27 protein-coding genes and 2 rRNA genes are annotated in these 26,502 nt (G+C 45.7%); 21 read left to right on the top strand and 8 right to left on the bottom strand.

The window, feature by feature from the left end; translation table 11 throughout:
• The 7 genes from M0P91_RS12000 to M0P91_RS12030 all read left to right on the top strand — a co-directional run.
• Nucleotides 1-132, top strand: a 23S ribosomal RNA gene (locus M0P91_RS12000); the annotation flags it as partial.
• A gap of 138 nt (nt 133-270) precedes the next feature.
• Nucleotides 271-386 (top strand): 5S ribosomal RNA (gene rrf, locus M0P91_RS12005).
• A 436-nt stretch (nt 387-822) separates the two neighbouring features.
• Entirely contained in the window at nt 823-2,073 is a 1,251-nt protein-coding gene (locus M0P91_RS12010; RefSeq protein ID WP_295067703.1) for an outer membrane protein transport protein, read from the top strand.
• Between the two features lie 126 nt (nt 2,074-2,199).
• Nucleotides 2,200-3,303, top strand: a complete 1,104-nt coding sequence (locus tag M0P91_RS12015) for an outer membrane protein transport protein (RefSeq protein ID WP_295067705.1) — start codon at nt 2,200-2,202, stop codon at nt 3,301-3,303.
• Between the two features lie 289 nt (nt 3,304-3,592).
• Nucleotides 3,593-4,543 carry a hypothetical protein gene (locus M0P91_RS12020; protein WP_295067708.1) on the top strand — a complete coding sequence of 317 codons (951 nt, stop codon included), beginning with the start codon at nt 3,593-3,595 and terminating at the stop codon, nt 4,541-4,543.
• Nucleotides 4,540-5,376 (top strand): hypothetical protein, encoded by an 837-nt coding sequence (locus M0P91_RS12025; RefSeq protein ID WP_295067710.1) that lies wholly within the window; start codon nt 4,540-4,542, stop codon nt 5,374-5,376. The genes M0P91_RS12020 and M0P91_RS12025 overlap by 4 nt, the downstream gene beginning before the upstream one ends.
• Before the next feature lie 82 nt (nt 5,377-5,458).
• The gene (locus tag M0P91_RS12030; protein ID WP_295067713.1) at nt 5,459-5,875 is read left to right on the top strand and encodes a PAS domain-containing protein; all 417 of its coding nucleotides are present in this window, start codon (nt 5,459-5,461) and stop codon (nt 5,873-5,875) included.
• A 69-nt stretch (nt 5,876-5,944) separates the two neighbouring features.
• On the opposite strand, the gene M0P91_RS12035 is transcribed toward M0P91_RS12030, so the two are convergent.
• Genes M0P91_RS12035 through M0P91_RS12045 form a run of 3 tightly spaced genes read right to left on the bottom strand, consistent with a single transcriptional unit; the run spans nt 5,945 to nt 7,951 of the window.
• Complete coding sequence (locus M0P91_RS12035) at nt 5,945-6,985, bottom strand: Mrp/NBP35 family ATP-binding protein (RefSeq protein ID WP_295067716.1); 1,041 nt, start codon at nt 6,983-6,985, stop codon at nt 5,945-5,947.
• The gene (locus tag M0P91_RS12040; protein WP_295067719.1) at nt 6,975-7,349 is read right to left on the bottom strand and encodes a hypothetical protein; all 375 of its coding nucleotides are present in this window, start codon (nt 7,347-7,349) and stop codon (nt 6,975-6,977) included. The genes M0P91_RS12035 and M0P91_RS12040 overlap by 11 nt, the downstream gene beginning before the upstream one ends.
• Entirely contained in the window at nt 7,346-7,951 is a 606-nt protein-coding gene (locus M0P91_RS12045; RefSeq protein ID WP_295067722.1) for a hypothetical protein, read from the bottom strand. The genes M0P91_RS12040 and M0P91_RS12045 overlap by 4 nt, the downstream gene beginning before the upstream one ends.
• 301 nt (nt 7,952-8,252) lie before the next feature.
• Here M0P91_RS12045 and M0P91_RS12050 point away from each other — a divergent pair, with 301 nt between their 5' ends.
• The 9 genes from M0P91_RS12050 (at nt 8,253) to M0P91_RS12090 (ending at nt 17,384) form a co-directional block, all read left to right on the top strand.
• On the top strand, nt 8,253-9,374 hold the full coding sequence (locus tag M0P91_RS12050; RefSeq protein ID WP_295067725.1) for a rhodanese-like domain-containing protein: 1,122 nt from the start codon (nt 8,253-8,255) through the stop codon (nt 9,372-9,374).
• Nucleotides 9,375-9,383: 9 nt separating this feature from the next.
• Nucleotides 9,384-12,296, top strand: a complete 2,913-nt coding sequence (locus tag M0P91_RS12055; protein WP_295067728.1) for a molybdopterin-dependent oxidoreductase — start codon at nt 9,384-9,386, stop codon at nt 12,294-12,296.
• A gap of 9 nt (nt 12,297-12,305) precedes the next feature.
• The gene (locus tag M0P91_RS12060; protein ID WP_295067730.1) at nt 12,306-13,403 is read left to right on the top strand and encodes a 4Fe-4S dicluster domain-containing protein; all 1,098 of its coding nucleotides are present in this window, start codon (nt 12,306-12,308) and stop codon (nt 13,401-13,403) included.
• Complete coding sequence (locus M0P91_RS12065) at nt 13,403-14,584, top strand: ethylbenzene dehydrogenase-related protein (protein ID WP_295067732.1); 1,182 nt, start codon at nt 13,403-13,405, stop codon at nt 14,582-14,584. Before M0P91_RS12060 ends, M0P91_RS12065 begins: the two co-directional genes overlap by 1 nt.
• Nucleotides 14,584-14,982: a hypothetical protein gene (locus M0P91_RS12070; protein WP_295067735.1), complete on the top strand. Its 399-nt coding sequence runs from the start codon at nt 14,584-14,586 to the stop codon at nt 14,980-14,982. Before M0P91_RS12065 ends, M0P91_RS12070 begins: the two co-directional genes overlap by 1 nt.
• A gap of 145 nt (nt 14,983-15,127) precedes the next feature.
• Nucleotides 15,128-15,697, top strand: a complete 570-nt coding sequence (locus M0P91_RS12075) for a molecular chaperone TorD family protein (protein ID WP_295067738.1) — start codon at nt 15,128-15,130, stop codon at nt 15,695-15,697.
• A 1-nt stretch (nt 15,698) separates the two neighbouring features.
• Entirely contained in the window at nt 15,699-16,775 is a 1,077-nt protein-coding gene (locus tag M0P91_RS12080) for a 4Fe-4S binding protein (RefSeq protein WP_295067740.1), read from the top strand.
• Between the two features lie 124 nt (nt 16,776-16,899).
• The gene (locus tag M0P91_RS12085; protein WP_295067742.1) at nt 16,900-17,124 is read left to right on the top strand and encodes a hypothetical protein; all 225 of its coding nucleotides are present in this window, start codon (nt 16,900-16,902) and stop codon (nt 17,122-17,124) included.
• Nucleotides 17,121-17,384, top strand: coding sequence for a Txe/YoeB family addiction module toxin (locus M0P91_RS12090; protein WP_295067745.1), 264 nt, complete (start codon nt 17,121-17,123; stop codon nt 17,382-17,384). The genes M0P91_RS12085 and M0P91_RS12090 overlap by 4 nt, the downstream gene beginning before the upstream one ends.
• Nucleotides 17,385-17,500: 116 nt before the next feature.
• Here the strand turns inward: M0P91_RS12090 and M0P91_RS12095 are convergent, their stop codons facing one another.
• The 3 genes from M0P91_RS12095 to moaC form a co-directional block, all read right to left on the bottom strand.
• Entirely contained in the window at nt 17,501-18,550 is a 1,050-nt protein-coding gene (locus M0P91_RS12095; protein ID WP_295067748.1) for a DUF6781 family protein, read from the bottom strand.
• A 97-nt stretch (nt 18,551-18,647) separates the two neighbouring features.
• The gene (locus M0P91_RS12100) at nt 18,648-18,917 is read right to left on the bottom strand and encodes a DUF493 domain-containing protein (RefSeq protein ID WP_295067751.1); all 270 of its coding nucleotides are present in this window, start codon (nt 18,915-18,917) and stop codon (nt 18,648-18,650) included.
• Nucleotides 18,883-19,368 carry a cyclic pyranopterin monophosphate synthase MoaC gene (moaC, locus tag M0P91_RS12105; protein ID WP_295067752.1) on the bottom strand — a complete coding sequence of 162 codons (486 nt, stop codon included), beginning with the start codon at nt 19,366-19,368 and terminating at the stop codon, nt 18,883-18,885. Before moaC ends, M0P91_RS12100 begins: the two co-directional genes overlap by 35 nt.
• 263 nt (nt 19,369-19,631) lie before the next feature.
• Here moaC and M0P91_RS12110 point away from each other — a divergent pair, with 263 nt between their 5' ends.
• The gene (locus tag M0P91_RS12110) at nt 19,632-20,513 is read left to right on the top strand and encodes a hypothetical protein (RefSeq protein ID WP_295067754.1); all 882 of its coding nucleotides are present in this window, start codon (nt 19,632-19,634) and stop codon (nt 20,511-20,513) included.
• On the opposite strand, the gene mobA is transcribed toward M0P91_RS12110, so the two are convergent.
• Nucleotides 20,455-21,039 (bottom strand): molybdenum cofactor guanylyltransferase MobA, encoded by a 585-nt coding sequence (gene mobA / locus M0P91_RS12115; protein WP_295067757.1) that lies wholly within the window; start codon nt 21,037-21,039, stop codon nt 20,455-20,457. The two genes, M0P91_RS12110 and mobA, sit on opposite strands and share 59 nt — an antisense overlap.
• The gene (locus M0P91_RS12120; protein ID WP_295067760.1) at nt 21,039-21,506 is read right to left on the bottom strand and encodes a DUF2780 domain-containing protein; all 468 of its coding nucleotides are present in this window, start codon (nt 21,504-21,506) and stop codon (nt 21,039-21,041) included. Before M0P91_RS12120 ends, mobA begins: the two co-directional genes overlap by 1 nt.
• A gap of 269 nt (nt 21,507-21,775) precedes the next feature.
• Here M0P91_RS12120 and M0P91_RS12125 point away from each other — a divergent pair, with 269 nt between their 5' ends.
• Genes M0P91_RS12125 through M0P91_RS12140 form a run of 4 tightly spaced genes read left to right on the top strand, consistent with a single transcriptional unit; the run spans nt 21,776 to nt 26,452 of the window.
• Entirely contained in the window at nt 21,776-22,765 is a 990-nt protein-coding gene (locus M0P91_RS12125) for an amidohydrolase family protein (protein WP_295067762.1), read from the top strand.
• The gene (locus tag M0P91_RS12130) at nt 22,762-23,076 is read left to right on the top strand and encodes a metalloregulator ArsR/SmtB family transcription factor (RefSeq protein WP_295067765.1); all 315 of its coding nucleotides are present in this window, start codon (nt 22,762-22,764) and stop codon (nt 23,074-23,076) included. Before M0P91_RS12125 ends, M0P91_RS12130 begins: the two co-directional genes overlap by 4 nt.
• Entirely contained in the window at nt 23,073-25,202 is a 2,130-nt protein-coding gene (gene aas, locus M0P91_RS12135) for a bifunctional acyl-ACP--phospholipid O-acyltransferase/long-chain-fatty-acid--ACP ligase (RefSeq protein ID WP_295067768.1), read from the top strand. Before M0P91_RS12130 ends, aas begins: the two co-directional genes overlap by 4 nt.
• Entirely contained in the window at nt 25,199-26,452 is a 1,254-nt protein-coding gene (locus M0P91_RS12140; RefSeq protein WP_295067770.1) for an MFS transporter, read from the top strand. Before aas ends, M0P91_RS12140 begins: the two co-directional genes overlap by 4 nt.
• The last annotated feature ends 50 nt before the right edge of the window (nt 26,453-26,502 follow it).

The following is a 26,502-nucleotide window of genomic DNA, read 5'->3' on the forward strand; positions in this document are numbered from 1 at the left end:
TAAGCGGGAAGCCAACTCCAAGATGAACTCTCCCTGAAGTTCCCTTGAAGACTACAAGGTTAATAGGCTAGGTGTGTAAGAGAAGCAATTCTTTCAGCTGACTAGTACTAATAGAACGTTCGTCTTTTTTTTAAGCTCACCGCCTTATTAAGCATAAGTGCAATAAGGTGAAATGAACAAATAGTTACGTGTCTGACGACTTAACAATAACAATCAAGTGACATAAACACTTAGAAGAAAAAACACCTCGGTGTCTTTCCTTCTGAGTGTTCAGGTGGCTATAGAGAGGGGGAAACGCCCGGTCCCATTCCGAACCCGGAAGCTAAGACCCTCTTCGCTCATAATACTGCATCTTTCAGGTGTGGAAACGTAGGTCGCCGCCTGGCCTCGGATTTTCCTTCTCTCTTCTTATGCAATCAAAAATCAATTCTGTTTTACTATCGAAAACTACGCTTCTTGACCAACGATACAAATTCATCAACGCGATAATCAACTTTAGAGATATGAAAAACTCTCATTTATTTGTTACTAAAGTATACACTTTTTTTATATTTCTTTCAATTCAATCAATAATATTTTGTCATTAAATTGACAATAGTTGTATGAAAAATATGCACTTTAAGGTGATATCCTTTCTTTTTGACGTTTTATTTCTATATTAGTATATAGATAAGACGTCATATAATTTATATAATTACAATTATAATTAAAAGTTATTTTGTGATATCTCTGTGTTAAGTTTCAATTAACTTTTTCACCCCTATAATGGTGCTGTTAATGAATCGTTTACCGATTCAAACTATATATGACTTAGGAGAGTTAATGAAACGTTCAATTAAATTAGCATTAGCAGCTGCAGTAGCACTATCAGGGACAGCGGCTTTCGCTACAAATGGGGACCACTTAATCGGTTTGGGTGCAAAGGCCCGTGGTATGGGTGGTGTCAATGTGGGTGTGTCCCATGGTGCGGAGTCTGCACTTGCGAACCCTGCATTAATCACTTCGGTTGAAGGAACTGAAGTTTCTTTTGGCGGAACAGTTTTTATGCCTAAAGTATCCACTAACTTTGGTGCAGGATATGCAGATAGCGCAGCAGATTTAAGTGTAATCCCTGAAGTAGCTATTGGGCAAAAAGCTTCTGAAAATTTTTACTGGGGTATCGGTATGTTCGGTACTGCCGGTATGGGTACAGACTATCGTGATGCTACCGGTAATACGGCTAACTTCAATATGGTAACAAACCTTCAATTGATGCAGTTCGGTGTTCCGATGGCATATAAGGTAGATGGCTTTAGTGTGGGCGTAACTCCTATTCTCCAATACGGTTCACTTGATATTAACTATAAAGGCAATTTGGATGCTACCAATATGTCAATGGGCTATCCAGCAGTTTCTGGCGGTGCCGGTGTTGCTCAAGATCTTGGATTCGGATACACTGCAGGTGTAGCACTTGAAATGTCAGATTTAACTTTAGGAGCTTCTTACAAATCTGCAATCGACATGGAATACAAAGGTCAATTGACTGGTGCTTTGAAAGCATTTCAGAACTTTGGATTGTTAACAAGTATGACTAGTGATCATTTGGAACAGCCGGCAGAAATCGGTGTAGGGGCTTCTTATAAAATGGCTGGAAATACCTTTGCTATTGATTATAAGCAAATTAAATGGTCAGATGCAAAAGGGTATAAAGATTTCGGTTGGGAAAACCAAAATGTTCTTGCTCTAGGTTATCAGTTCGCACAGGATAACTGGGCATTACGTGCTGGTTATAACCACGCAAAAAATCCAATTAAAGAGCATAGTGCAGCTGGAGCAGCTGGTGGAAATGGTGCAGCACTCAATATGTTTAACCTGCTTGGATTTCCTGCAACAATCGTAACTCACTATACAGTTGGTGCAAGTTACGGATTCAGTAAAACAACTTCTTTAGACTTGGCATACGTTTATGCACCTGAAGTAACCGATACCTATAGTATGGCTGCTTTTGCAGGATTTGGTCCAATGAACCCAACATCGATTAGTACAAAGCATAGTCAAACAAGTGGAAGTGCGCAGCTTAACTTCAAATTCTAAGTATTCCTCTTTTGAGCGAGGCGGTTTCCGTCCGCTCGCATCTGTCTAATAAATCTCAAATCCAAAATTCGCTATTCTTCTGTCATTCGTATCAAGTAATTGTTACATTCTTAGAAGGAACTTAGTATGACATCACAATTCAAGTACATTGCTGCTTTTACGGCGCTTTCAACGGCACTTTATGCAACCAACGGTGATCATTTAATCGGGCTGGGTGCAAAAGCCAGAGGGATGGGGGGTGTTGGAATTGCGATGAGTCATGGTGCGGAATCGGCTCTTGCCAATCCTGCAATGATTGCGTTGGTAAAATCAACAGAGATATCGTTTGGCGGAACGATGTTTATGCCGAATGTTGAAGCAAATGGTGAAAATAGTAAAGCAGATATAAGTGTTATCCCGGAAATATCTATTGCTTCAAATCTCGGTAATGGTTTTTATACCGGGATCGGGATGTGGGGAACTGCAGGGATGGGTGTGGATTATCGAGATACCGGCAAAAACGATAATATGGTTACCAATTTGCAGTTGATGCAGTTTGGGGTTCCGCTTGTTTATCAAACCGGTAGCTTTAGTATCGGGATTACTCCTCTTTTGCAATACGGTGCATTAGACATCAACTATCTCTCCAGCACCACTAAAGGTGCCGCACAAGATTTGGCATTCGGATATAACACAGGAATTGCATACACGCTTTCTGACCTAACCATTGGTGCAGTATATAAGTCACCGATCAAAATGCATTACAGCGGTCAGATTTCTGCTTTCACTTCGGATTATGGTTTAAGCGGAATCGGTGATGATTTGGAACAGCCTGAAGAGATAGGTGCAGGGATTGCCTATAAAATGGGATTGCACGAGATCGCTGTCGATTATAAACGTATCAATTGGTCAAAAGCAATAGGGTATAAAGACTTCGGATGGAATAATCAAGATGTCTGTGCGTTCGGATATGAATACAACAAAAATAACTGGGCACTCCGAGCAGGATATAATTATGCAAAAAGCCCTATTCAGAATAACGCAAATGCTACCATTAATCAGCTAAATCTTATCGGTTTTCCGGCAATAATAACATCGCATTACACTGTAGGCGGCAGTTATGCTTTCAACAAAAAAATCTCTTTTGACGGTGCGTATGTGTACGCGCCAGAAAAGAGTGAAACTCTTAGCGGTGTGACTACGAAACATACACAATCAAGTATAAGCGCACAGCTTACGATTAATTTTTAATTCCACTTTTTATACCTGCGAGAGCAGGTATGCTTTTCACGATCTCTTCACAATTATTAGGTTTAATGTTTTTAGATAAAATATCTCAGGATTTAGAATTCTTGGTATTTCATAAAGTAACACAAAGATCGCTACTCGAAACGGATGGACGAGAAAGTAGTATTACTTTTGCAATACAAGGAAGTTTTGATACTGTTGTGATAAAATAACAGTGGAGCACGTTCTCCTTCTGAACAGGAAGAGCGATTCGTAGCAGTTGTGTTACGACACCATAAAAAAAGGAAGATTTATGTTCAATCGTTTACTAATCGGGGCAGCTGCGCTATCATTAGCAGCTTCAATGGCTTTCGGTGCCCAAGGGGTTAAATTCTATGTCGGAGACGGTGACAAAGAAAAAGAGTATATGAGTATGGTTAATGAAAAGATTGCTGAAATCGGATTTGTCCTTTCTGATCCGCATGAGCGTATCAATGATGGGTACAAAACGAAATACGGTTCTACAAACTTGGACAATCTTGGATTTTTCTCGATCATGAAAGATACCGATATCGGGCCATTGCTTGTAAAAGAGCCGTCATTGGGCGGATTCTCACCGTTTAATCTCCATATCTATAAAAAACAAGAGGAAAATAAGACGTACGTCGGCCATATTATGCCGGATACGATGTTGGACATCGTAGGGGTAAAAGAGAAAGCGGTACGTGAAAAATTTGTAGCATCATTCGGTGATCTTGACCAACTGGTCTCAAAAGAGATTGGCGCAACTGTTCAAACCGTTGATTATAAAGCGTTGCCGGCGAAACCGATGATGACGTTTGAAATGAATTTTGAGCGAGGTGCAAATTTACAGAATTTCATTGATGATTTCCAAGGTAAATTTGAAGCGAAATTTGAAGAGAAGAAATACATTATTGCAGGATTCAAAAACGTAAAAGAGGCAATGGCGGATAAAAAAGTAGAATTCGGACGATACGATGCGTATTGGGTCTATTCGCTCTGCCATTTCAAATTTTCGGAAGGGATTTTCAATCAAGGACGACCGGATGCCGGCGCATTCGCACCGTGCTCAATGTATATGTATGTTGACAAAGGCTCTAACAAGCTGATGATCGGTATGCCTCGTTTGGAAAACTGGATTGCTGTTATGGGAATCAAAGATCAAAAGATGGTTGATTCGATTCACGATCTGGATAAAGAGATTATCGGTATCATGACGGAACTTGGAGCGAAAGAGCTATGAAAAAATTTTATGCCCTAATCGGTACGGCGTTTATGTTGACTTTTTGCGGGTGCGCCGGGATGACTCCGGCTGCAGAAGCGGGAGTTAAGATTGAAAAAGAGGTTTCTACTTACAAGATAGCGGCTTATCTCAGTGCCGATGATGCTAAGGCAAAGTTGGCTTCTGCCGGATTCGAAGTGGTTGGTGCGTATAAATCATTTGAGAACGGAACCACTATCCTTTTCACCAACAGTGCGATGAAAGCGATGGCAAATAAGCCGACGCGCGGATTGGCTGCGGTAGGACGACTACTTGTCGATGATGAGCGTAAACAAATCAGTATTGCCAATCCGATTTATTTCGGAAAAGCGTTTATGCAAAAAGAGTATAACCATGCAACGGCTTCTGCCGTATTGGGATCACTTGAAAAAGCGTTTGGTCCTTTGAAAAACTCAAATGACAAATGGGAATTTGAGGGATTGTCCGGATACCATTTTATGGTCGGCATGCCGTATTATGAAGACATGAGTCTTATCGGAGAGGGGACAACTGCCGAACTCGTAGCCAAAGCGCAAAAAGCAAAAGGGACAACGGCTGTTGTCAAGCTGGGGGATGAGCGGTATGTCGCATTTGTTGAGATGGACCGCCGAACGAACGGTTTTGTGAAAAAAATCGGAACGCAAAACGCTGAATTGCTCCCATGGGCAGTACTAATCGAAGCAGGTCAGGCGAAAGCATTGAGTGCAAAATATTTTATTGCAATCAGTTATCCTGCATTGACTATGACCGAATTTATGACCATTGCAACGGTACCGGGTGCTGTTGAAAATGACCTCAAGAAAATCTTCAAATAAATTCTTCCTCCCCCTTTTGGGGGAAAACTTTCATTATTTCGCTATACTTTTTCAAATTATCTCTCTTTAAGAAGTGATTATTATGTCTGATATCTATAAAGATTTAACAAGTGACGAGTGGCTTTTTCATGAAAAACACTATATTCTGAGTGAAACGGATGATCGCGGTATTATTTTATACGCTAATGATCTATTCTGTGAAATTGCAGGATACACACGCGAAGAGCTGATAGGAAAGCCCCATAATATTGTTCGTCATCCGGATATGCCGCGAGTTGCGTTTAAAGGGTTATGGGATGATTTACGCAACAAAGGGTTCTGGACCGGTTATGTGAAGAATAGACGCAAGGACAACGGATATTACTGGGTATATGCGACTGCACTTCGAAAGAACCATCCCGATGGAACGACAACCTATCTTTCGGTACGACTGAAGCCTTCACGAAATAATGTGGATGCATGCGAGAAGCTCTACGCCGAGCTTCGGGCGCAAGAGTAGTTCCCGTTCGTTTATTCCTCGGGCTTGACCCGGGGATCCAGCTGGATCCCCGCCTACGCGGGAATGACGTTATAATTTAAACTCTATCTCTTCTAGCATTCGTTGAACAATATCTTGATAATATTTCTTTTGGGTATCGCTTCCCAATGCTACGGGCGGTTCGCCGTTATCGGATCCTTCACGAATCTGCATATCGATCGGAATTTGTCCAAGAAGCGCTATATTGTAGCGTTGGGCGAGTCGCTTACCCCCTCCGCTTCCGAATATATCATAACGGATTTTTGTATCGGGGGCGATAAAGTAACTCATATTCTCTACGAGACCTGCTATGGGTACGTGGATGTCTTGAAACATGCGGATGGCACGGCTAACATCATCCGATGCAACGAGCTGCGGCGTAGTGACGATAACTCCTGCGGTGATCGGAAGCTCCTGTGCCATAGTAAGCTGGATGTCACCGGTACCTGGAGGCATGTCGATCACCATAAAATCGAGTTCACCCCATGCAACGTCTTCAAGAAACTGGATCAGTGCGGAAACTGCAACGGATGAGCGCCATACGAGCGGAGTATCGGAAGTAGGAGTTGTTAGGGCAACACTCATGATTTTAATACCGTAGTTTTCGCTCGGGACAATCTGATTAGCATCGTTCCATTTTATTTTTTCAAGGTCGGTGTTGGTAAGACGCGGAACATTCGGGCCGTAGACATCGGCATCCAAAAGGCCGACTTTATACCCTTTTTGGGCAAGGGCAATGGCGAGATTGACACTTACGGTACTTTTGCCGACTCCCCCCTTTCCGCTCGTGACCGCGATGATGTTTTTAGCATACGGCGCACGGTTATTGGGCGCCGCACTGTTGCCGTAATTGGTATCTTTGGTAACGGTCTTTTTTTTGGTAATTTCGATTGTGGCAAATACATCGGCGAAAGAGGCGAGTATCGCATTCTTGAGGGTAAGATACGAATCGTCACTTACGGTGAGAAGTTCGATTACCGCTGTATTAGCGGTTACTTTTACTGCGGAGACCAGCTTGAGCTCGCCAAGGGTGCGTGTCAATCCCGGATACGGGAATGCGTGAAGGGCCAACTCTAAATCTTTAGTGTTCATAGGGATTACCTCTGCTTTCACGTGCCAAAAGGGCTTTTGTCCCGTTGGATTTTTGAGCAAGTTTGGCGAGTGCCGCCCGTGCACCCGGGTATTCAAGACTAAGACGATGATAGGTCGAAATTCGTTCATCAATAAGAGCATTCAGCGCTTTGATGACATCGGTAACGGTGCCGATTTTATCCGATCCATTGAGAAGGTCTTTGATAAGCATCTCGCGTGAGTGCATCTGCAGGGTGAGACCATTTGAATTCCCGATACGGATAAAGTCGGCTGTACTCAGGTAAAGTCCTGAAAAAAACGTATTTAAAAAGTGATTTTCAAGGGCAGTAAACTTACTGCGTTCTTCGTGGTGTTGGCGTTTCATCCTCGGCTCCCCAGATTGGCAGCAGCTGCTTTGCTGACATCGATATCGTTATCGTTAAGAAGTCGTTCGATGATATCAATCGGTGCGGCGCGGTTTTCGGCGAGACGCATTCGGACCATTTTATCGTTGTCATCGGCAAGAATTTTTAGAAGTTTGGCAGAAGTATTCGGATTACCGGATAAACCGTCACGGACGATTTTTTCGTCACTGAAAAATTTTTCCAGTACATCACTCGGCGTTGATGGATTGGTAGCGACGAGGGCCCGTACAAGATTAATGGAATCGTTGGACAGATGGCGTAAAACCTCTACCGGCGTATGGGGATTTTTGGCGACGGCCCAGCGTGCCCCCATATCGATGGGATTGTTGGCAATATCAATAAGAAGCCGTACCATTACGGGGCTGTATTCACGGTCTCTTTCGTAGACACTTGTCCGTAATGAGAGATTCATGGCAACCTGTCCGACAAGTTCTTTATGGTCTTTAAACGCATTATAAATGGTTTCAACATCGTTAATCGGCAATGATTTGTTTTCAAGTAGCTCGATTAGTTTTGCGGTGTCCGATTGCTCGATTGCTTGCGCGAGGGTCTCGGTGCTCATGGGCAGACTCCTGTGATTTTATGATAGTAATAATAAGTGCCATACTATCAAAAAGTGATTAAATTATAAGAATTAGTAGTAGTTTATAAGGCTAAAAACAGAGTTGGAAAATACAGGGAACAATAAAGAATATTTATTCATGCAATGGAGAAAAATTGTGATACAAATGTAACATTTTGTAATACTGCATCCTCTGTACGGGAACAATTTAACAGTTATTAAGAGTCCCACTCCTATAATGGGAGTGGTAATTCCGTAAATTAACGCACAATTGTGTGCAGACTATAAAAAAGGAGCACGGATGAACAGATTGCTTAAAACACTATGTGTTGCGGCATCACTATCAGCAGCAACCGTAATAGCGGCTGATGGGTATAAGGACAACTCTATTCTTATTTCAGCCGAAGAAGCGGTAAAGCTGATCGGTAACCCAAAAGTGATGTTCGTATCGGGTGATAACGAAGACGTTTATAAACTCGGGCACATAAAAGGTTCAGTTGAGATGTATGCGCACCATTTACATCATTCTGAAATTGACGGGGAGATGCACTGTGCACCTTTGTACCGCTGTATTGACGACGCTGAACAAACAATCGGTAAAAAAGGGATTAGCAATGATATGATGGTCATCGCTTACGATGACTATAAAGGTCCCAACGCGACCGGTGTCTATTCATTCTTTGACAGTTATGGGCATAAGAATGTAAAAGTTCTAAACGGTGGACGTGCTTCTATCGTTGCTATTGACCCGGCACAAAAAGAGTATGATGCTTTGAATGCTGAGCTCAAAGAGCTCAAAAAAGCTCAAAAAACCGATAAAGAGTCATTGAAAAAAGATGCCAATGCCGATAAAGCGGCCCTTGAAGCATCCATCAAAAAAGCGGATGATGACATGAAAGCCCTGAAAGCGAAAATGGACGGTGTTGAGAAACGTCTTTTGGTTGTTAAAGGGGATGAAGAGGTTAAATCGAAAACCTATAAAATTGATCCGAAAAACATCAAATACAGTGTTATCGCCGAAAAAAATGAAGTCAAACATGCGATGGAAGATATCCTGAAAAACGGTAAAAGTTCTAAATACGTCATTATTGACTCACGCGGTATTGCGGAAATTATCGGTGAGCGGAAGATGGATAATGTCGCACGCGGCGGACATATTCCGGGTGCGACATTTATTGAATGGAGCCGTATTTCAGACGCAGACAACAAGCTTTCTTTTAAATCATCAGATGAAATTAAAAGAGTGTATGAGTCGTATGGCGTCACTCCGGACAAAACGATTTATGCGTATTGTCAAGTAGGTGCGGGTCGCGGATCTGAACATATTACGGCACTTCAACTTCTTGGCTATAAAAATGTTAAAGTTTTTACAGGTAGCTGGGATGTTTGGGGCAACGATATGAACCTTCCGATTAAAAGATAAGGCAGAACTATGACAAAAGTAATGAACAATAATCGTCGTGACTTCCTGAAGGTATCAGGGATGACGGCAGCGTTGGTGGCTTCACAAGGGTCCCTTTTCGCTAAAACTAATGTAATTTCAGTCGAAAACGGTAAAAACAATTATCCGAATACCAACTACACTGAAGATATGTACCGTAATGAATTTTCATTTACGTACGGTAAAAAAGAGGAGCACGGTTTTGCATACCACTGTGTAAACTGTCAAGGTAACTGTGCCTGGGAAGTTTGGTCCAATAACGGCGTTGTAACGCGTGAAAACCAATCGGCTCGCTATCCGGTCATCAATGCAAAAATCCCTGACTTCAACCCGCGCGGATGTAACAAGGGGGTACAGCATTCACAAGTGATGTACCAAAAAGACCGTATCCTTTATCCGATGCAGCGTGTCGGTGAGCGTGGAGAAGGGAAATGGAAACGTATCAGCTGGGATGAAGCGGCTGAGCGTGTGTGCCAGGAGATTTTTGACTGTATGACGGATCCTGAACGCGGTCCGGATAAATTGATGGTTCATGCCGGTACGGGTCTGTTGACGGAAGGGCGCCGTGGTGCACCGCTTCGTTTCTCGACACAGCTGGGTGCGATCCGTATTTATCCGTCATCGTATCTTGGGGATATGTTCTCCGGTGCTGCGATTGCATACGGTGAGGGTAACGTCGGTTGTACATGGGATTTCATGTATACGGTCGATACTGCGGTAATGTGGGGCGGAAATCCATCGGTTTCCCGTATCCCGGATGCTCACTTCGTATGGGAAGGAAAATACAACGGCGCTAAAATCATCACGATTACTCCGGAGTTTAACGCGACGGCGAAATCATCCGATCTTTGGATTCCGATCAAAGCAGGTTCAGACAATATTTTGGCCATGAGTGTCATCAATGTTATTTTGAACGAAAAGCTTTATAAGCCGGAATTCATGAAAACGTTTACCGACCTTCCGTTTCTGGTAGATACGGCAACACAAAAAATGATCCGACGTTCTGACATCGAGCATGCTGCGAATGAAGAGGATCATCATAAATTTGAAGAGCAATTCTACAGCATGAACAAAGCGACCGGGAAAATTGCATTGATGCCGGGTTCTGAGGGAAGTGCCATTAAATCACTCCGTCTTGATGAGCAGGGGATTGTTCCTGAGCTTGAGGGGACATGGACAATTACCGATATCCACGGACATAAGCGAGAAGTGACGACCGTATTTGAAATGCTCAAGAAATCGGCAGCGAAATTTGCTCCGGAAGCAACGAAAGATATCACCGGTGTTCATCCGGACACAACACGCCAATTGGCACGTGATATCGCATTGCCGAAAGTGGTCGAGATCACAACCGGATTCTCACTCAATAAATACTTCAACGGGGTTATGTCGATCTGGAATATCTCGTCGATCTGCGGATTGACCGGACGTATGGGACCTTACGGCGGATTGAACACGGAAAATGAATTCACCCTTTCAGGGCTGGGAGCGCTTTCAGGCTTCAGCGGCAAATACAACGCCCGTTTCGGCTCCGGTTTTGTCGGTGAGTTCGTATTCGGTGACGGGATGAAAACGTTTGACCAATACTTCGGAGATGAAGATGTCAAGCGGGCCCAGAACGGGATGAGTAAAGCAGAGTACATGGCTGTATTGTCGGAGATGCTCAAATCGGGTGAAAATGACAAGGTTAACCAAGCCTCTAAGCACGGCAATGTCAACAAACCGTGGTGGCAGCCTGACTGTGCATTGATCGTGGCCGATTCCAAATTCCGCCGTAACAAAGGCTCTGAATACCGTAAAGCATTCTTGAACAAAACGAAATTCTACGGGTACGTCGATTACCGTATGTCGGAAGCGGCGCAATTTGCCGATATCTTATTGCCGGCAAAATCGCACTATGAGGTGTATGACCTTCGGACGTCTCCGGGTTACCACCGTTTCACGAACCTGGCTCAACCGGTAGCGAACATCAAAAACGTCGGTGAAGCGATGGATGAGTGGTCTATGTTTACATTCCTCGCCAAAAAAATGGAAGAGATTGCTAACCGACCGCAAAATATCGATAAAGCAAAAGTTAAAGATCATCCGAAATTCGCGAAACCGGGTTTCCATGACTTGAGTATCTTCCATAAAGAGTACACCAATACCGATGCCGAGTCGGAAGGTGCGGGTGAAGTGTATCTGGGAACCGACAAAATGGCAGTACAGGCTGCATTGGAAAAATGTGAGCAGTATGAGCCGTGGACGATGGAAAAAATGTACAAAGTTGGGGGATTCTTGCTGATTAATGAAAAAGCGGCGAAAAGCTCACCTCTTTATTCAGACCGTCCGTACAGCTCGATGGAGTTCCATCTCTATAAATTCGAACGTTTAGAGACCTTGTCGGGGCGTCAAACATTCTATGTCGACCATGATATGTACATCAAAATGGGTGCGGCGACGAATACCGGGATGGAGGGGATTCGTCCTCAGTCCAAAGACTATCCGTATGTATTCATGACACCGCACGCCCGCTGGTCGATCCACTCGAACTACAAAACGAGTCGTACGTTGTTGCGCCTTCAGCGTGGAGTTCCCGCAGCGCAAATCAACCGTGTGGTTGCCGAAGCAAAAGGGATCAAAGACGGTGAAACAATCCGTATCTACAATGCACTCGGCGAGTTCTATGCAATGGCAAAACTCTCTTCATCCGCTCCGGCTGACGGGATCGTCTTAGAACATGGATGGGAACCGTACATGTATTTGAAAAACAAAGGGCACAATGAAGTTGTACCGACGGCATTGAACCTTTTGGAAATGGCAGATGGATGGGGGCACCTTAAATTCGGTGGCCTTTGGGACGGTAACCAGTACGCATACGATGGCGCCGTGAATTACGAAAAAGCAAAAGACGTACAGTACTAAGGGGAATAGATGTCTAAACGACAATTAGCAATGGTAATGGACCTGAACAAATGTATCGGGTGCCAGACATGTACCGTAGCATGTAAAACACAATGGACGAACCGTAACGGTCGTGAGTATATGTACTGGAATAACGTAGAAACGTATCCGGGTACAGGTTATCCGAAAAACTGGATGGAGCTGGGCGGCGGATTTGACGCGGCCGGTGATCTCCAGCCGGGTGTGATCCCGAATCTTGAAGCGGATTACGGGGTACCTTGGGATTATAACTATGAGTCGTTGATGGGCGGAATGTCGGATAGCAACAGCTTCCACCCGCATGTGTCGCCGACATGGGGACCGAACTGGGATGAAGATCAGGGGGCGGGAGCGTTCCCGCAAGACAACTATTTCTTCTATCTTCCACGGATTTGTAACCACTGTACTAATCCGGGATGTTTGAGTGCGTGTCCACGTGACGCGATCTTCAAACGTGAAGAAGACGGAGTTGTGCTGGTTGACCTGGATCGCTGTCAGGGGTACCGCTACTGTATCGCGGGATGTCCTTATAAAAAGATCTATTTCAATCCGAAAATCTCGAAGTCGGAGAAATGTATCCTCTGTTTCCCACGTATCGAGCAGGGTCTTCCGCCGGCGTGTGCACAGCAGTGTGTCGGTCGTATCCGTTTCGTAGGATTTTTGGATGATGAAGAGTCACAAGTTTACAAATTGGTTCACAAGTACAAAGTAGCACTGGGCTTGCGTTCAGACTATGGTACGCAACCGAACGTATACTATGTTCCTCCGACCGAATCTCCGGCGAAATTTGACGCTGAGGGTAAAATCATCGAAGGTTCAACCCGTCTTCCGGTAGAAGAGCTTGAAAAATTGTTTGGACCTGCGGTTCACGATGCGATTAAAACGCTCAAAGCAGAGATGAAAAAACGTAAAGAAACAGGGGTGAGCGAATTGATGGATCTATTGATCGCATACCAGCACTCCGATATGTTCCGTTTGGATAACCACTATTATCAGCAGGTTGCCAAAGAGAACAAACGTAATCCGTTGGCGCCGGTCGATACACGTTATATCGCCGGTAAATTTACAAAAGCGGGAGGACACCACTAATGAATAAAGTTCTAACATCACTCCTTTCATTGGGTGTCGCTGCATCGGCTGCTCTTGCGGCGGATGCCGTTACGGCAGTTAAAGTTGCCAATGTTGCAGATGCGGCTGCATGGTCAAAAGCTAAATTCTCATCCGTAATGCTTTACCCACAAACCGCGATCGAATTCAATGATAAAAAAGCGAATGAAGCGAATGAAGCTCCTAAAGCGAAAAAAGCGGAAGTCGGTGCTTTGTATGACGGCAAGAACATTGCCTTGATGGTAAAATGGGCTGACGGTACAAAAGATGCCCAATCGGGATATGTATCAACGCTGTATCCGGACGGGTTTGCGGTTCAATTTGCAGGTGCTACGAAAAAAGCTCAGCCCCTTCCGTATATCGGGATGGGTTCGGACGGGCGTCCTGTAGTGGTTCACCTTCAAAAAGCAACTGAAAAAGTGTATGAGCCAAACGGCAACAAAGATGTCGGTACGCAGCTTAACCGTCAACAAACCGGCGTATTCGGAAAAGAATTGGCCGATTACGATGCAAAAGTCGCGAGTCTGGCAAATACCGACTATGAGCGTGTGTTTGTCGGTGAAGGATTCCGCTCTTTGACGGAAGTGAAAGATAACTCTATCCAATCCAATGCCGCTATGACCTATGGAACAAACGGATGGTCAGGGACGCTTATCCGTCCGTTGAAAGACGGATATGTAAATCTTGGCGGTACGGTTCCGGTCTCTATCGCGGTATGGGACGGATCGAAAATGGGTCGTAACGGCCTTAAAAACTTGAGCTCATGGGTTGCGATCAATTTCGAAGGTCAAAAAGCGAACGGTGCCGTTATCGCTGAGCTTGCCGATTCAAAAGGAAATGCAGCCAAAGGTAAAGAGGCCTTGGCGGCGAACGGCTGTAACGGCTGTCACCAGGTCGAAGCTACCGATCCGAAATCGGTTATGGCGCCGTCACTTAAAAATGTCGGCGGCTATTCAACAGCAGCTTATTTGCGCGAATCGCTGGTAAAACCCTCAGCGGTTGTCGTACCGGGTTATAACCGAAACGCCCACAGCAATACACCATGGTATAATCTTGAGAAAGGTAAACGTGTCTCTACGATGACCGATTACAGCTCCCTCGATAAGCAAACACTCGAAGATATCGTGGCGTACCTCAAAACTCTCAAAGCGGAGGTAGAATAATGAAAAAGATTGCTTTGATTTGTGCGGCACTGGCGATCAGTGCTTTCGCAAATGAAGGACAAGAGTTTGAAGGTCTTTTAACAACTCCTGCATGCGCCGCTCAGGGTGCATTTGCGGATTGTTATTTGGAAAACTACACCTGCGGTTCTGACGGCTGTTACAAAAAAATCCAGCCGGGTGAAACGACTAAGCCGAAATTGGCTCTTTTCCAACACGGAACCGGAAAAGTGTACGAGATCGATACCTCAAAACTGAAAGTCTCTGAACTGGGTGAAGGGATGAATAAAAACGGTGTTGTTATTGTGGGTATGTTAGACGAAGCCACCAATACCATTGAAGCGACCGAGTTTAAAGCTCCGCCGCCACCGAAGAAGTCATTCTTTAAGGGTTGTTTATAATAATCAACCCGTCATACACGGAGGGCACAAGAACCTCTTTGAGCTCCTCGGGCTTGACCCGGGGATCCCCTCCTATATATAAGCCGGATTCCCGCCTTCGCGGGAATGAGAAGGCCTATAATCCCTTACATTTTAGGAACTTTTGATGAACAACGAATATCGGCTCTATATTTATGCATTTTTATCTCGGGTTATGAGCGATATCCCGGATCGCCGTTTTATTGATGATCTTAGAAATAACGAAACATTACTGGAGATTATCGGTGAAGAGACGAAAGAGTGGATAAAAAGCAACGATACGGCAACGTTGTATGAAGCAATGAATGTTGATTTTTCCTCGATGTTTATCCTCAATACCCAGCCGGTGGAGTCTTTTGTATTGGATGCGAAAAATGAAACACTGGTCGGACTTCAAAATCCGGTTATGGCGTTTTATTTTACCCACGGATTCGAACTGAATATGGACCAGACGGAGCTTATGGCTCCCGATCACCTCTCCATAGAGCTTGCATTTATGCAGACACTGGTTTATCGTAACGAAGTTGCTCCGCAATTGGAATTTTTGGATAAACACCTTTTCTTATGGGTGATACCGTATATGATAGGGATGAAGAGTATGGCGGATACGCCGTTTTATCGTGACATCTGTGATTTTATCGTTGAGTTCTTATGTGCTGATTATGAATTTTTGAATGGCGGAGGAGAAAATGGGTAATATGAATTTTGTTCAAAAGAGCAATTTATTCTCGTTTAACGCTACCCGCTGTCTGCGCAATGAGTACTACCACAATGATTGCCGTCTATGCATCGATTTGTGTCCCAAAGGGGCTTTTCATATCGTTCGTAACAAACTGACACTGTTTGATAATGAGTGTGTCGAATGTGCCGGTTGTATCGGTACCTGTCCGACTGAAGCGTTGGAAATTGAGAATTTCGACCCGAATCAATTTGCCGCATCGTTTGCTCAGCAAAACAATAGTGCGATATCGTGTAAGGTTTCTACCCCGTGTCTCGGGGTATTTGACAGCGAACATATGCTGGTGATGGTATTGCGGGGTAAAGAGGCGATTACGTGCGATCTGAGTCATTGTGCCGGATGCGTATTGAATGAAAACGGCAAGCTGGAAACGAAAATCCGGGCCACAATCGATGGTGCTAATGGGTTTTTAGAGACGATCGGTTTTGAAAATCGGGTGGGAACGATCGATGTCAAAGAGGAACAGTCGGATCGGCGCGCACTTTTTCGCAAAGGGATCGAAAAAGCAAAAGTGGCCATAGCCGAAGGGAATAGCGTCCTTCAGCCGATGACCTCCGCGCATCACGCTTTACCCGATATGCGGATGCCGTTAAAACGCATTTTGCTTAAAAATTCGCTCAAAGAACATGTCGGTGAGATGAAAAAGACGATTTTAGAGGGGGAAAGTTCCCTCTTTTTTAATAAACAAATCGATTTTAATGCGTGTACCAACTGCGGGGAATGTACCCAGTTTTGCCCGACCGATGCCCTTTTCCCGACATCGGATAAGCAGGGGATCTATTTTTCGCAAGGGAAATGTATCGGATGCGGTATTTGTGAAGCCATTTGCAAGCCTAAAGCCATTAGCGCTAAAGAGGGGATCGATTTGGTCAGTATCGCCTATGAGCGTTCAGAACAGCTGGTCCATTACGATATGGTGATGTGTCATGAGTGCCGATGCCCGTTTCCCTACAAAGGGGGAGATCCGATTTGCGACCGATGTTCCAGTTTTGTAACGAACCATGCCAATATGTTTACGCTCGCGCGGGATATGTAAGTACCCCGTTTGAACTCTCCGAGGAGCGAAAAAAATGCGGCGTTGCCGAATCTTGATTTTTCATTACGCCATTTTATGATAAAATATTTAAAAGTGCAAAAATATTGAATGAAAGGATAGCAAAATGAATGCTAATTTTGTTCTCGATAGTAACGAATTAAACTATGCGTTTATTGATAAACTCCGGGAAATGTTCAAAAATAAACGGATAGAATTATCCATCACGGAGATGGATGAGACAGAATATTTATCCGCTTCAAAAGTGAATAAAGAACTCCTTTTGGAGTCGATGTCCAATATTCAAAATAACCAAAATTTACATACGGCAGACCCGAAACTTTTTGGATGAAGCAGGTTGTTTTTGAAGGTCGCGCCTTTAATGATTTTAACGAATGGGCTGTAAACGATAAAAAAGTCTATCAAAAAATTATAGCGCTTATCAAAGATATTGACCGTAATCCATTTGTAGGTATCGGCAAACCTGAAGCGTTAAAGCATGATTTTGCCGGATATTGGTCGAGACGGATCACCGACGAACATCGGTTAGTCTATAAAATAACTGAAACCGCCATCGCCATCGTTTCATGTAAATATCATTATGAAAAATAATCATCAAATAGAGATTTCAATCTTAAATTTTCAATCGTTCCCTCCTTCACAGTCTCGGAGAGTGGGAACAAGAGAAACAAGTCAACAAGAATGTGAGTAAAAAAGGCCGATGAAGGCTATTTTTTATCCATTGCCTCTTTGGCCCCTTTGATTGCCCCCTCCATCGCCGATTTGGCGACACTCCAAGCGCGTACACCCATCGCTTTTGCCTCTTGGGCCGATTTTGAATTGAGGAGCTTTTCTCGTTGATCGGAAACCCCTTTGGTCAATTGGGACAATCGGTTTCGAAGCAGATCAACGGTCTCTTTGGAGAGGGCGGTAATCTCTTCTGAGTCGAAGCGGATGTCGCGGCTGATCTTTTCGAGCATCTGGATCATCGTTGCGGAGTTGTTTTTCAAAAGGGAGTGGAGCACCTGCGTCATGAGGGTTTCGATCTGTGACAGCTCCTCCTGAATGGTTTTGTATTCGTCACGATAAAGGGCTTTGACTTCGTCGGGGAGGTACAGAAGGTACTGACGGAATTTTTCGATCGATTTGATCAATGCCGTACGGATACCCAGCAGGGTTCCGCGTAAAATCGTCTCTGCCTGATTCGGGGTCGCTTCGGCAACGTTGATGGCGCTTTGGAGGATGCTGGCAAGGATACGGCGAATCCGTATCGCATTGAGTACGCTTGCGTTGAGCGACTGGAAGGTGATCTCTTTGATGATTTCATGAAGGGTATCTTCGATATCGGACCCTTTTTCGAGGGTCGTGATAATCGCCGATTCAACCATCTCTTGGAGGAGGTCAAGGAGGTCGATGGACTGAAGCTTGATCTGGTGGAGTTTTTCCAAGACGGCGGGATCATCCCCGATTGTTTTTTCGAGCGTATTGAACAAAGAGTATTTAACGTGCTGGACTTCATCGCTTTTACGGGCGATCTGACGCTCTAAGCGCTCTTTCTGGGCAAGAAGATCTTCGATCGTATCGTGAAGTGTTACCGTCTCCTCTTCGAGGATGGCGGCAGTGAGGACGTGCATCTCGGGAAGGGTGAGCTCTTTGGGCTCTATGGACCAATCGTTTCGAATCGATCCCATAATCGATTCAACTTTGGACTCCATTGAAGCGTCCGGGAGAGATTTATACCTTGTTTTTATATCGCGTTTAAATGTTTCGAGATTCATAATCGCTCCTTTTATGATATGCGTCATCGGAATACATCCCGATCAGCTACGCTAACACTACGTTTCTTCGGCCGTAAATCCGGTGCGATAGTGCACTTTATAAAACCATTTTAATGTGTTGATGCGCTTTGAGTGTTTCAAAAAAATAGGTTCGTTCGTCCTCATTATGCACCAACAGTTCTAAGTTCATGCTGATGTACTTGCCGCCCCGGCTCAATTTGGAGGGTTCAAGTGAATAGTTCCGTTCGCAGAAAATCTCCATAGCCGCGATTTCGATGCCGGCACGTTCGTATCCGACGACTTTATAGCACCAGGTGCACGGATAGGTTAATTCAAGCTTTTGCGTCGTTTCGTTGATAATTACCACTTTTCCCCCCTTCTTTGGTTTCCAGTTGAATGGGCCCGATGACCATCCCTTTGTCGATCGCTTTGAGCATGTCATAGATGGTGAGCAATCCGATACTGGTTCCGGTGAGCGCTTCCATCTCTACTCCCGTTTGAGCGCTGAGTTTGGCCGTAACGGTAAGGCGAAAACCCGGAAGATCCGGCAGCTCTTCAACATCGCAATGGACGCCGCTGAGGTTAAGCGGATGACACATCGGAATCAGGTCGCTTGTTTTTTTGGTCCCCATGATGGCTGCGATAACGGCGGTTTGAAGTACCGGACCTTTTTTGGCGGTTTGGTGGATGACGGCATTAAAAGCATCCTGACTCATCGTGATCAACCCGCTGGCGACGGCAATTCGGGAGGTGGTAGTTTTGTCGGAGACATCGACCATTTTAGGGCGGTCTTGTTCATCTAAATGGGTTAAGTTCATCGTACCTACTCTTTTATTCTGTTTTCCTAATTATAGCAAGAGGGGGTAAATTGTTGAATGATTAAAAAATAATCATAAGCATGATTAAAACTTGGTTATAGTTTTGCCATGAGATTCGGGTCGTGCTGAAGATGGCATCTAAATCCCGAATCCTCATGGCACCTTAACCTTTCAAAGCTTCCCTCCGCATGTGTAACCGTGACGGAGACGGAAAACGGGTAATCCACAAAAGAATAATACGATTTATAAAAAAGGGGAAAATGATGCAAAATTTGGTTAAAAGTTATAATGCCAATGCCCCATTGATTCAAAAATTTATTTTGACGACACTGGGTAATGTCAATCTAAAAATACTCAATACATCACTGATCGAGAGGCTCTATAAAACATTTCCGAGTCTTGAGCTGCTCTATAAGAGCGATGAGGGGTTCGTCCAAAACTCTTCGAATATTTATTATGATAGAGAAGATGCACACCATATCGGGGTGGATCGGAGTTATCTGATCGATGAGGTCGCTATCCAGAAAGGGTATTTTATCAGTGAGCCCTACATTTCAACGGCGACGGGATATCTGTGTATCACCGTGGTGTATGCGGTAGGGGAAGAGTACCTCTTTTTGGATTTTAGGCTCCGAAAACTGCTGGAGCGGTTTGATTTGATCGAAAAGGATGATGTGTTTAAGCGGGTTAACCGTTCTTCGTATGCAATCATCGGAGGAGGGCTTCTCTTTTTCGGTCTGTTCGTCGTACTGTACGGATTTTATACTTTTGGGGGATACGTATTCGGGAGCGATGAACTGACGATCGATGCGGTGTTTAAACCCATTATCGCACTGACGCTCGGCCTTGCGGTCTATGATTTGGGAAAAACCATATTTGAACAAGAGGTACTTCCGAAAACGCAACATGTCAGCGATGTGTTTAATGCGAAAACCTTGATCAATTTTTCGGCATCCATTATTATCGCGTTGCTGATCGAGGCATTGCTTGTGGTCTTTAAGATCTCGATACACAACTACAAAGATTTACCCTACGCTTCGGCATTGATCGGGGCATTGGCCTTTTTATTGTTGGTATTTGCCATTTTTATTTATCTTGTTCGCAAAAGCGAGAAAGAGCCTCTTGATATTCGTGCGGATGATTGAGGTTGGCAAACACCTCTTCCTCCTCAAATTCGACGTATTCGGTTTGGTGCGAAGCGAGTAATTTGCCTAAACGGTGATCCCCTTCGCGCAGCATTCTCTCAAACTCTTCCAGCAATGATCGATGATAGATACCGCATAAGGGATGCGACCCTTCCGCCGTTTTCGCGATGACGGCATCCAATCCTTCTTCATCCGCATCCATCAACCGTTGAAATACCCCTTTATCGATAAAAGGGGTATCGACGCTCAGGACCATTATCCTATCGTCTCTGATAGAGGCAAAGGCGCTTACAAAACCTGCCGTAGGGGCAAAATCAACATTGGCCGGATCGAGGATAAACTCGGCGGAAAAATCAAATTTGTCGGCGGTTTTGGTTGAGATCGCGACACGGGAGAAGAGTTTTGCAAGACGGGTGTGCTGGTATTGGGCAAGGGTGGGAAATCCTCCGAACGGCAAGAGGGATTTATCCTCCCCCATTCGGGAACTTTTTCCCCCGGCGAAGAGGATGCAGGGGATGGCAAACATTACTGGGCAAACACGGTTGAAAGGATTTTGTCCATTCCCGGAGCCGCGCCGCTTTGGAGATAGTCCAATACCAACGGCGTGAATTTGGTGATCATTGAAGCATCCATCCCGAGCATCGAGAATTGCGATTCGGTATTTCCAAGGGCAAGCATCCCCTTCGGAGCAGCAGCAAGGAGAGTTTTGACCTGAGGAACCTGCTTGGTCAGCGTGGCGAAATCGGCGGGTTTCATTTTCCCTTTGGCGTCGTTGAGTACGGCTGCCGTCCCTCCGATGGCTTGAGTCGGGGTGACGCCCAGAGTCGTGGTGATGTTTTTGATCAGGGGATTGGAAACCAGCACATTGTCGGCAACCGGAGCAACGGCAGTGGCTACGGGAGCGACACTCTGCATCAAAGAACCGAAATCAAATGCGCTTGCTGTTTGTAAAGAACCGAATAAAAGTAAAGTTGCGAGAGTAATTGAACGCATGGTAACTCCAAATATTAGATTCAAAAGTATAGCTGATCTGAAATATAACGGTTATTATATTTTGAGGCTAGTGTACTGTGAGAATGTTGATGTATAGCAGTAATTTGAGACAATCCGACTGAGATTTAATCGTAAAAATAAGTTAATTTTAGTTTTTTTATACTAAAATACTGCCATGTATTTAAAGGAAATAAAGGTATCAATCTCAGGAAAAATTCAGGTAAGCTTCCTTAATATTTCGATATGTCTAAGTTTTTAGGAATATAGTTATGAAAACCATCGATATCCATACTCATCTCCTCAGCAGTGACGTTGCATTCCAACGCTCGTATGACAAAATAGCATTGCGCTTTTTTGCTAAAAAGTTCGGTATGGACCACAAAGCGCTCGCGCGTGATCCGTATGGCGAATACACCCGTGCTCTGGTAGAATCAGTCAGAAACTCTCAGCATGTTGATAAAATTGTCCTTTTCGGTGTCGATGATCTGGTCGATGATGTGGGGAATAGTCTTCACAAAGACATCACCGTCTGTGCGACCAATGAAGACGTAGCGGCGTTGTACCGAGGGAATGAGGATGTTATCATCCCCTTTTTCTCCATCAACCCAAAACGCCCCGATGCCCTCGATCTCATCGACCGTTACGCCGATGCGGGATTTGCGGGGGCAAAGTTTTTGCAAAACTACTGGGGAGTCGATACCCGCGAAGCGCGTTACCGTCCCTATTTTGACAAACTGGCACAGCGTGGTCTACCGTTGATCGTCCATGTGGGGAGTGAGAGCAGTGTGCACTCTTTTAAATCGTGCGAGAGTATCGAGATGCTCGATCAGCCTTTGGAGGCAGGAGTTCAGGTGATCTGCGCCCACATGGCACTCACCTATGAGCCGCGCCAAATATTTAAAGCCCTCTCCAAAAATCCGAAACATTTTAACGACGAGTATTACCTCCTCATCGATATGCTCAAGCGCTATCCCAATCTCTACGCCGACATCAGCGCCCTCCTCACCCCCGTGAGAGCAAAAGTGCTCCGACATTTGAGCATACAGAGCGACATCCATCACAAGCTCCTCTTCGGCACCGATTTCCCCGTCCCCTTTAGCACGATGCTCAATAGTTACGATCTACCGTATCGCAAACGCTTTGCCCTCTCGCGCGAAGCGAACCCGTTTGACCGCTATGCCAAAGCGATTTTAGAATATTTCCCAGCAAGCAGTCCCATCTATACCAACTACACCAAACTATTAGGAACAGCCGCATGAAAACCAATTACACCGACGTTCTTCCACCCGAGTGGAAACCGATGTCCGATATTTTTACCGCGTTGGGGGATGAACACCGTCAGCGGATGCTGATGCTGTTTGAACCGAACGAGCGGCTCACGGCGGGGCAGATTTCCGATGCCTCGACACTGGCGCGTACTACCGTCTCTCACCATCTCAAAATCCTCCGTCAGGCCGAAGTGCTCTTGAGCGAGAAAAAAGGGAAAGAGGTGTGGTTTTGGATCAACAAGCCGTTATTGGAGCAGACCTTTGGCAATGTTCTGAATTATTTAAAAGGAAACGTTCAATGATTAAAGCGATTTTGTATACGATCGTCCGCTTTTTATTTCGGGTAAAAGTGGTCGGAGAGTTTCAACGCGAAGAAAACCACACGGTCATCATCGCCAACCATCAGTCATTTTTGGACGGATTAATTTTAGGGCTTTTTCTTCCGATTCAACCGGTATTTGTTGTCAATACCGAAATCGCTAAACGCCCGCTTGTCCGGATGTTCCTGTCACTCGGCGAATATCTCGTTGTCGATCCTGCTAATCCGATGGCTATCAAGCAGATCATTCGACTCGTCGAGAGCGGACGCCCGGTCGTTATCTTCCCGGAAGGGCGGATCACAACGACGGGGAGTTTGATGAAAATCTATGAGGGTTCGGCGTTCGTTACCCTTAAAACCGCAGCGACGATCCATCCGATCATCATCGAGGGGGCGACGTTCAGTACACTGTCGCGTATGGGAAACGATCATCCGACCCGATGGTTTCCTCAGATTACCCTCACCTACTGTACGCCGACAAAACTGACCATAACAGAGGGGGGAACCGCTCATCAAAGACGTACCAAATCGGGTGAGGCGATGCGGACACTGCTGCAAAAATGTCTTTTCGAATCCCGTCGGCCAAGTACGTTGCACGGGACATTTTTTGATGCCGTTGATAGGTATGGGAGTTCTCGTAAAATCGTCGAAGACACAAAGCAGATCGAATACACCTATCGCCAGCTTCTTACGATGACGCTGGGGATGGGGCGATTGATGGGGCATCACAGTGTATCCGGTGAAACGGTCGGAGTTTTGATGCCGACAGCGGTTCCGACATTGGCACTGATTCTGGGCCTTAGCTCTCAGGGACGTGTTCCTGCGATGCTCAATTTTACTGCCGGAGTGGACGGATTGCAAAGTGCGTGTGAGGGGGCCGTGATCAAAACCATCGTTACCTCAAAAGCGTTTGTGGAACAAGCCAAACTCGAGCCCAAATTGAGTGCATTAGACGGTGTAAGCATCCTCTATCTCGAAGATATCAAAGAGGAGATGACACTGTCCAATAAACTCTGGCTGATGGGGTACGCGCGCTATTTCCCGCGAGCCGTAAGTGTTCAATCCGATCCGGCGTCGCCTGCCGTTGTCCTCTTTACCTCCGGGTCTGAGGGGAAACCCAAAGGGGTCGTTCTCTCGCATAACGCGATTTTGGCAAACATCGCCCAAATCCGTGCCATCGTCGATTTCTCCACCGAAGATAAGGTGCTTAATGCACTGCCGATTTTCCACTCTTTTGGACTCACGGCGGGAACACTGCTCCCCATTTTGGGCGGGATACGTCTTTTCTTGTACCCGTCGCCTCTGCATTATCGGGTTATCCCTGAGATCGCGTATGACCGATCGTGTACGATCTTGTTCGGGACGGGGACATTTTTAAACAATTACGGCAAACATGCCCATCCGTACGATTTCTATCGTTTGCGCTATGTTGTGGCAGGGGCAGAAAAACTCTCCGAAAGCGTGCGTGATTTGTGGTTTGAGAAATTTGGAATACGGATTTTCGAAGGGTACGGAGCGACCGAAACGGCTCCCGTCATCGCGGTCAATACCCCTATGTCCTACCGAAGCGGTAGTGTCGGGCAGGTATTGCCGGGGATCGAGACGAAAGTAATCCCTGTTCCGGGGATCGATGCGGGGGGGATTTTGCACGTCAAAGGTGCCAATGTTATGAACGGCTATCTGCGCTCCGAGCGTCCCGGTTTCCTCGAAAAACCTACTTCCGATGCGGGTGAGGGATGGTACGACACGGGCGATATCGTCACCATCGATGAGGAGGGCTTTATCCGTATTTCAGGACGGGTAAAACGGTTTGCCAAGATTGCGGGGGAGATGATCTCCCTCGAATCGGTCGAGAAACTCGCCCTTACGGCTTCGCCGAGCCATTTTCACGCGACGTCGTCCCAAAGTGATGAGTCCAGAGGGGAAGCACTCGTCCTCTTTACCACCGACAGAGAGCTTAAACGCGATACCCTCCAACAAGCAGCGCGCGCCGGAGGATACCCTGAGATCGCCGTCCCGCGCAAAATCGTTTACGTCGATGCTATCCCTGTTCTCGGTACCGGTAAAACCGATTACGTCACCCTCAAATCGATGGCGGCGGACGTATGAGCACGCCGTTTTATCTCTTTCGCACAAGCCGCTTTGCCCCCCTTTTCGGTACCCAGTTTTTAGGGGCGTTTAACGATAACCTCTATAAAAATACCCTCGCGGTACTTCTCACGTTTCAAGCCGCCGAGTGGACATCGATATCCTCAGCTCTCCTCGCTCCGCTGATCGGAGCGGTCTTTATCGCCCCGTTTTTTCTCTTTTCAGGATTATCCGGAGAGATTGCCGATCGACTCGATAAAGCGCGTCTTGCACGGATCGTCAAAGTATGGGAGATCATAATGATGATCGTCGCCGTGGCGGGATTTGCCACCCACTCTTTTACGACACTGCTCTTGGTCGTATTCGGGATGGGGATGCACTCGACCCTCTTTGGTCCCATCAAATACTCCATCATTCCCCAACATATGAGGGAAAATGAGCTAATCGGGGCGAATGCGCTCATCGAGTCGGGGACGTTCGGGGCGATATTACTGGGGACGATTGCGGGGGGAGCGCTCGCCGCAATCCCTGAGGGTGGAGTGATCGCTTCATCGTGTGCATTGATTGTTGCCGTGGTTGGCTATTTCTTTAGCCGCTATATCCCCTCTGCACCGCCTCCGCACCGCGAAGAACCGTTTCGGATAGGGTTTTGGAAACACACTTCGGATGCACTTTCGCTGGCATATCGAGATCGTCTCGTCTTTTTAGGCATTTTGGCAATCTCGTGGTTTTGGCTCTATGGGGCGTTGCTCCTTTCGCAGTTCCCCTCATTGGTGAAAGATCTTTTGATGGGGAGTGAGGAGACGGTGACGCTGATCCTCGCCCTCTTTACTCTGGGGATCGGTGTCGGATCGGCATTGTGTGAACGACTCAGTCACCATCATGTCCGCTACGGTATTGTCGTTGCCGGAGGGATCGGGATGGCGGTTGCAGGGATTGATTTTGCATGGGGGATCGGAACGTTTGAACCCTCCGGTGCATTGTCGCAGAATTTCCATTTTTGGCGGATTGTTGCCGATGTGACACTGCTGGGAATCTTCGGCGGGCTTTACAGCGTTCCGCTTTATGCGCTGGTTCAGGAGCGTAGCGCACCTGAAGCGAGATCACGGATCATCGCCGCAAATAACATTCTAAACGCACTCTTTATGGTTCTGGGAGCCGTGACGATGATCGCTATCCTCTCCTTGGGTTATGCTATTGCATGGTTGTTTGGAATGGTCGCGTTGGGGACGGCTGTAGTGGGGTATATTATTTATCGTGTTCGATGTTAAGTCTGAATATTAGATAGCGGATCTTGTGCATTTTTTTTTGAAAAAGGGGT

Source organism: Sulfuricurvum sp. (genome assembly GCF_023229695.1).
Classification (GTDB): Bacteria; Campylobacterota; Campylobacteria; order Campylobacterales; family Sulfurimonadaceae; genus Sulfuricurvum.